The organism is Actinomadura geliboluensis (genome assembly GCF_005889745.1).
GTDB classification, from domain to species: domain Bacteria; phylum Actinomycetota; class Actinomycetes; order Streptosporangiales; family Streptosporangiaceae; genus Spirillospora; species Spirillospora geliboluensis.
Genome location: NZ_VCKZ01000518.1, coordinates 1 through 5,819, shown reverse-complemented (window position 1 = coordinate 5,819; position 5,819 = coordinate 1). Strand labels below are relative to the sequence as shown.

Here is a 5,819-nt window from a genome sequence, read left to right as displayed (position 1 = left end):
ACCCGGGCCGGGGGAGGAGGCCCGGGGACGGTGGTCGTCCGGGGGCCGGGACGGCGCGCGCCCGCCGTGGCCATGTCCCAGGGGTCCTCGATGTCCGAGGGGTCTTCGATGATCTCCTCTTGGGCCGGCTCCGGGGGCCGGCGGGCGTCGTCGTAGCTCGCACGGTGGTTCAGGAGGACGTCGCGGGCCGCGTTGAGGAGGCGGAGGCGCTCCTCCGCCTCGGCCTTCGCGGCCGGGTCGGTGACCCGGTCGGGGTGGTGGGCCGTCGCCAGGCCGCGCCAGGCCCGCTGGATCTGGTCCGGTGAGGCGTCCGGCCGGACGCCCAGGAGCTCGTAGGCGTCGTTGCCGTCCAGTTCGTTGAAGCCGGCCCGCAAGGATCAGCGGCCGATCCGGCGGGCGACCGAGGCGCGGTAGCAGGTGAGGGACCAGTGCGCGGTGGCGTCGGTGTGCCCGGCCGGGACGATCTTGGTGCCGGTCGCGAACGTCACGTCCTTCGCGCCGGCGAGGTAGAGCACGAACGCGTCGAGCCGGTGGTCGAAGCCCTCGTAGTACCAGTTCTCGCGGAGCACCTTGCGCTCGGCGGTGAACGGCGCCTGCAGCAGCTCCTGCGCCTGCGGCGGGAGGTTGCCGAGGACGCCCTTGGCCGCCGGGCCGAGGCCGATGTCGGGCGGCGCCGCGGCGTGGCCGGACTGCGGCGCGCCGCCCCGGTACGGCGGCGGGCGGTGGTCCACCTGGACGTGCCGGAGCGAGCCGGGCGCGAACTGGAACGAGGTGATCGCGTAGACCGGGCGGTGCTCGGTGTTCACCCGAGGCTCGGCGATGGACAGCCCCGCCTCGCCCAGCGTCACGGCGTAGCAGCGTCCGTCGCCGCTCGACGCGTCCTCCCGGGCGAACCAGTCGATGGGGTTGCCGGACAGTTCGGCGAGGCGCCGCCGGGTGCGCTCCCCGACCGTCGGCCAGCATTCCTCGCGGAGCCGTCCGCCGCTCAGCCCCATCTCGCCCGGACTGTGGACGGGAGCGGTGCGCGGCGCGACCGCCCCGGCGTCCCGCCGGACCTCGGGACTGCTGGAACCGTACGGGACGATCGACCCCATGCGCGCACCCCTCGGCCATTCAATTGACGATCCCGGGTCAGTTTAGCGGCGGCCGGGCGGTGGCGTGTCGTTGATCGTTACCTTACGGTGCCGCCCGCGGGCGCGGCCGTCGCTATGGTTCTCGATCATGTTGCGATGGGGCGGGCGGGCGGAATCGATTCTGTGGGCGGCCGCGGCCGCGCTGAGCGCGGTCCCTCTCGTCCTCGACGCCGTGTTCGCGCTGCTCGGGCGGCAGTGGAGGGGGTACGGCTTTGGAGTCGTCCTTTCCCCCGGCCAGTGCACCGCCTGGTTCCATCAAACGGACGTGGTGCAGGCTCCGGGGTTTCTGATAGTCAGTGCCAAGCCCTATCTGGTCGTTGTTCCGGCGTTCCTGATATGGCTGGTGACAAAGCGGCGGGCCGCGGGATGGGCGGCCCTGGCCATTCTGGTGCCGGTGTTTCTCGTCCATCCGCTGATGTTCGGGTATGACCTGGCCCGATGGGGGCGGCAGTGCACGGACCTGTGGCTCACGCCCTGGCCCGGTCTGCAGATCGCATGGTGGACGTGCCGCCTCGTGCTCGTCACCCTCCTGCTGGCGGCGGTCTACCGTCCGGGACGCCGGATGGTGCGCGCGGTGTCCGGAGTCCTGGTGGCCGGGCTCGTACTCGGCGCCGCCGGCGACCAGAGAACACCGCAGCCGATAATGGCCGGCCCGCGAGACTGCCCCAAGGCGCTATTCCAGCCCTCGCAGCGCTCGGAAACGCTGGTGCCGACTGTCAAGAGCATGTCGGAAAGGGAGAGGTATCTCGCCTATCTGTGCTCCGTCCGGGGCCATCCCCAGTTCCCGTCCTGGCGCCGCCCGGCCCCGGAGGACCCGTTGTCCGACGCCGCCCTGCTCGATATGGGAAGACGCGCCTGCCTCGGTGAGAAGTCGACGCCGGAGACGGACCTCGGACGCCATGGCGCGCACTGGCCTTCGGTCGTCGAAATGGCCTATCTGTGTCCCAGACGGGCGACGACGCAATTGCGCGAGCTGGAACGGAACCTGGCGGCGATGCAGGCCCAGTATGAGCGAGAGAAAGCCCAAGTAACGGCATATTGCAGGCGCACCGCGCCGAAGGGTCCGAAATCCGTCACCGAGGCAACGGATGCCATGTCGGGTGGCGAGAGCGGCAGCTATTTCGTCGGGACCGAGGGCGCCTCCTTCGACGCGGCGCTCAAGAACGGGCTGGTCGGGAGCGACGGTCGCTCCGTCACGGTGATCACCGGGACGCAGGGAAAGCTGTGCTTGACCGTCCGCGCCTACCGGCAGGCGCCGCCGCTCGACCTCAAGGGCTGGGACCAGGTCGCCGAGGTCGGGTTCGACAGCCCGGACGGACGCTCCACGGTCGGCTCGATGGGCGGCCCGAGCGACTTCCCGCCCGTCACCGCCGCCGGTCCGGGGCCGTACCGTCTCCGCGTGTACGTCCGCGGCCGCGACGAGCCCGAGGCGTTCTTCCCGGACATGCCCGCCGAGAAGCACCTCCTGGTCATCTTCCCCGGCAAATCAAAGAGGCCGAAGTCCTACAAGAACGGCGAACCCTGACCGTCTCATCCACCAAGCGCAGCCCGGTGACGGCCTCGCGATGAGCGCGCCGGTCATAGCGTGATACGGGCTGCGGCGTCGCTCGACACATCGATCCCCAGCTTCAATGTCACCGGATCCGCGGACCGGTTTATGTCGAAGATCAGCCACCCCGTACGATGCTCGCCGGCTTCGATGCGGCCGGTAAGTGCCTGCCGACTGTACTTTTCGAGGTACCACTCCGGGGTGTAGGTCCCGTTACCGGCGGTCAGGGCGGCGTTCCACGACGCCTGCGAGTCGTCGGGGTTGCGGACTTCTAGAGTGAGTTCGCAGAACTGTCCATTCTCCGACTTCTCCTCGGGGCCGCTCGGCGGCGACGCGAGCCCGCAGCGTACGCTCGTCACCCGGTATATGAGAGTGCCGTCCGTGACCTCTTGCCCGACCTTTCCCTCATGCGGCAGGTCCGGCCCGTCGTCCGCGGCGAAGAAGATCGCCCAGACGAGCAGGGACAGACTGCCGACGATGATGAGGAACACACCCAGCCTGAGCAGAAGAAGCCGCCGCCCCCCAAGGCTCGGCGAACGGTGAGTGGTAGCCGCCATGGAACCGAACTTCAACCTTGAGAAGAAAGCCGGGAATAAATCCGCGCAAGAGCGTCTTCCGCGACCTTGGGCACCCTGAATTCACCCTTCAGGGCATCGGCGAGCGTTCCGGTCGGATCTGCCCCGCAGATCTCCGCGACCCTCCGCTCGGCATCGCCCCGGGCGGCGGCGGCCGCCGCGATCACATCGGATGCGAGGGACTCCGCCGCCTTTTCGGCGTACCTGCGCGGGCTCACCTCGACCGAGCGGACACTGCCGCGTGAGTCGGTCACCACGGTCACCAGCCCATCGGAGGACCTGCCAACCCCGGTGACCTCTGCCAGACGCCGCGACAGTTCCGGTAGACGCCGCTGCAGTTCCTGTGCTCCCTTCAGCAGGCCCTGCAACTCCGTGGGTACCCCCGGGTCGGGTATCGCTTTCGGCTCGTTCATTTCTGATTGTCCACCCACAGGCCCGGATTCTTCAGATCGACCTTGACTTTATGCGTCTCCACATTGCCCTTGGCCTGCGGGCTCTTGACGGATTGGAAGGGTTTGGTCCCGCTCCAGTCCTTGAGGTTTCCACCGAATACGCCGAAGAGGGTGGAGAGACCGCCGACGATGGCGCTCGCGGAGGCGACGGCCGCGGACATGCTGGCGGGGATTCCGGCAAGTGAGGAGCCGGCGCTGGGCACCGCGAGGGCGAGCGCCGCCAGGACGAAGGCGACAATGGCGATACAGATGGCGATGATCCCGATCCAAGCATCCGCGAGCGTGTCGGCTGCCTCATTGAGCTGCGTCTTCACGTCGTTGTACATGTCGGGTAGTTGGCTCAGTGCCTGTTTGAACTCGGTCACGCTCTTGTTGAATTCGTGGTAAGATTCGCCGCGCCATGTCCGTTCCAATGGCAGGCGCTTGAGTTCACCTTCGAGCTCTGTGATCACCTGGGCGAGCTGCCCTTTCGCCTGATCCCATTTCAGAGCTGCTTCGCGGAGCTTGGCCGAGTCTCCGTCCGCTAATTCGATAACGCCTAGGAGTGGGATGCCGATCGGGATGATCGGTGCGAGAATCGCCGTGGCGACCACCCGGCCGAATGTGTCCATTGCTCGGCTTCTCCGATCTTCAGAGTGTGCTGTCTTCTTCGGCCTTGCGGATGTTGGCGGATACTTTCTGGAGGGCCGTCCCGCTCTCCGAAAGGTACTTCTTCGCAATCTCCAGATTGTGTTTGTGGCTGTTCAGCGCCGCCTCGTAACTCTCTCGCAGGGTGCGGCTCATCGGAAGCTTCCCGAAAGCCAGGTCTGGAATCTCCGCCTCGTTCAGGCTCTGTTGGGCCTTGTTGAGCGAACTGCCCTCGCCGGTCATTTCGGTGAACGCCTTGCCGGTCCGGTGCAGTGCTGCGGTGTCGGCGGCGAGTTCCGGATAGCTCATTGCCCCTCCAGGGACTGCTCAGGGTCGGCCTGGTTCCGATTCGGATGCGGGCGAGTCCTCCGTCGGATAGGGAGCGGCATCGGGATAAATGTCAGACCATGATGCCGCTTGCTGCTCCGTGCGAGATCGCTCGGCCTGCTGGACGGCCGCTGTGATCGCGGGTCCGATCTGCTCGGCGGTGTAGTGCCTGCGGATGGTGGCATCGAGTCGGAGTTCGGTCAGGTGTCCGTGCGGATTCACGGTCACTTTGATCATTCCGTCCGGCGAGGACGCCCGTCCTGTGATGGCCTGCATGCGCTCGGAGGCGGACCTCAGTTCGTCCGCGGCTTCGAGGAATCGTGCCAGCGCGGCCTCCTGGGCCTGCTCGTGCGTCCCCGTGCCCGCGGCGTCGGTCCCCGGTGTTGGTTCGTCGGTCTCGAGTGGAGTCCAAGTGAACCCTGAGGTCGCGGGCGTGCCCGCTTCGTCCTCGGTGGACGTGGGAGGAGTGGGCGAGGCTGCGCCGAATTCGGCCAACCGTGCCTGTGCTTCTTCGGCAGAGCCGGGACGGAACGGCGTCTCCTTGTTCAAGAGACGATCAAGCCGACTGGGTTCGTCAGGCATTGGCACGCACCTCAGGTCTGCCCGTGGATCCTGTGTGACAGCGGTTTCTACTGAACAGTTGGCGGTGAGTTGATGCTGTCGTGCCACTTACCGTACCGAGGTGTCTCCCCGTTTGTGAACAGTTCGCGCCGAAGTGTCAGGGCCGGTGGCTCTGAGAAGGCATTGACCTGCCTGAACGGGAACGGCTTTCAGTGTCCGCTTCCTGCCCGCGGGTGTCATGGGGGCAGATCGCTGGCGATATATCGGGCAAATTGCCGCCGCGCAGAAGGAGTGCTTCTACTGGAGGGCGGTGTCGATGGCTTCGGGGGAGAGGATGTTGTCCAGGACCATCGCCGCGCAGCCCTTCAGGCCCGCCTGCTCGCCCAGGCGGCTCGGCTCTATGCGAAGGGTGCGGGTCGCGAGGGCCGTGGAGCGCTGGTAGACGGTTTCGCGGAGGCCCGCGATCAGGGGTTCGTCGGCGCCGACCAGGTCGCCGCCGAGGACGACCACGGCCGGGTTCAGGAGGTTGACGGCGGTCGCGACGACCTCGCCGATGCGGCGGCCGGCGTCGCGGAGGAGGGCGACGGTGGCGGGG

Annotated in this window: 9 protein-coding genes; 1 reads left to right on the top strand and 8 read right to left on the bottom strand. The window is 67.5% G+C overall.

The window, feature by feature from the left end:
• Positions 1 to 374, bottom strand: a 374-nt coding sequence (locus ETD96_RS40155) for a J domain-containing protein (RefSeq protein WP_138641721.1), incomplete at its 3' end; no start/stop codon positions are given.
• A 3-nt stretch (positions 375 to 377) separates the two neighbouring features.
• The gene (locus tag ETD96_RS40150) at positions 378 to 1,094 is read right to left on the bottom strand and encodes a hypothetical protein (RefSeq protein ID WP_138641720.1); all 717 of its coding nucleotides are present in this window, start codon (positions 1,092 to 1,094) and stop codon (positions 378 to 380) included.
• 127 nt (positions 1,095 to 1,221) lie between these two features.
• On the opposite strand from ETD96_RS40150, the gene ETD96_RS40145 reads away from it, so the two are divergent.
• Positions 1,222 to 2,658: a hypothetical protein gene (locus ETD96_RS40145; protein WP_138641719.1), complete on the top strand. Its 1,437-nt coding sequence runs from the start codon at positions 1,222 to 1,224 to the stop codon at positions 2,656 to 2,658.
• A 53-nt stretch (positions 2,659 to 2,711) separates the two neighbouring features.
• Here the strand turns inward: ETD96_RS40145 and ETD96_RS40140 are convergent, their stop codons facing one another.
• The 6 genes from ETD96_RS40140 to ETD96_RS40115 all read right to left on the bottom strand — a co-directional run.
• The gene (locus ETD96_RS40140; RefSeq protein WP_171069472.1) at positions 2,712 to 3,173 is read right to left on the bottom strand and encodes a DUF4352 domain-containing protein; all 462 of its coding nucleotides are present in this window, start codon (positions 3,171 to 3,173) and stop codon (positions 2,712 to 2,714) included.
• A 77-nt stretch (positions 3,174 to 3,250) separates the two neighbouring features.
• Positions 3,251 to 3,670, bottom strand: coding sequence for a YbaB/EbfC family nucleoid-associated protein (locus ETD96_RS40135; RefSeq protein ID WP_138641717.1), 420 nt, complete (start codon positions 3,668 to 3,670; stop codon positions 3,251 to 3,253).
• Positions 3,667 to 4,320 (bottom strand): WXG100 family type VII secretion target, encoded by a 654-nt coding sequence (locus ETD96_RS40130; RefSeq protein ID WP_138641716.1) that lies wholly within the window; start codon positions 4,318 to 4,320, stop codon positions 3,667 to 3,669. The genes ETD96_RS40135 and ETD96_RS40130 overlap by 4 nt, the downstream gene beginning before the upstream one ends.
• 19 nt (positions 4,321 to 4,339) lie before the next feature.
• Complete coding sequence (locus tag ETD96_RS40125; RefSeq protein WP_138641715.1) at positions 4,340 to 4,645, bottom strand: hypothetical protein; 306 nt, start codon at positions 4,643 to 4,645, stop codon at positions 4,340 to 4,342.
• A gap of 18 nt (positions 4,646 to 4,663) precedes the next feature.
• Complete coding sequence (locus ETD96_RS40120) at positions 4,664 to 5,245, bottom strand: YbaB/EbfC family nucleoid-associated protein (RefSeq protein ID WP_138641714.1); 582 nt, start codon at positions 5,243 to 5,245, stop codon at positions 4,664 to 4,666.
• 276 nt (positions 5,246 to 5,521) lie between these two features.
• Positions 5,522 to 5,819 (bottom strand): ROK family protein (locus tag ETD96_RS40115; protein WP_138641713.1); only part of this gene is annotated, 298 nt, incomplete at its 5' end.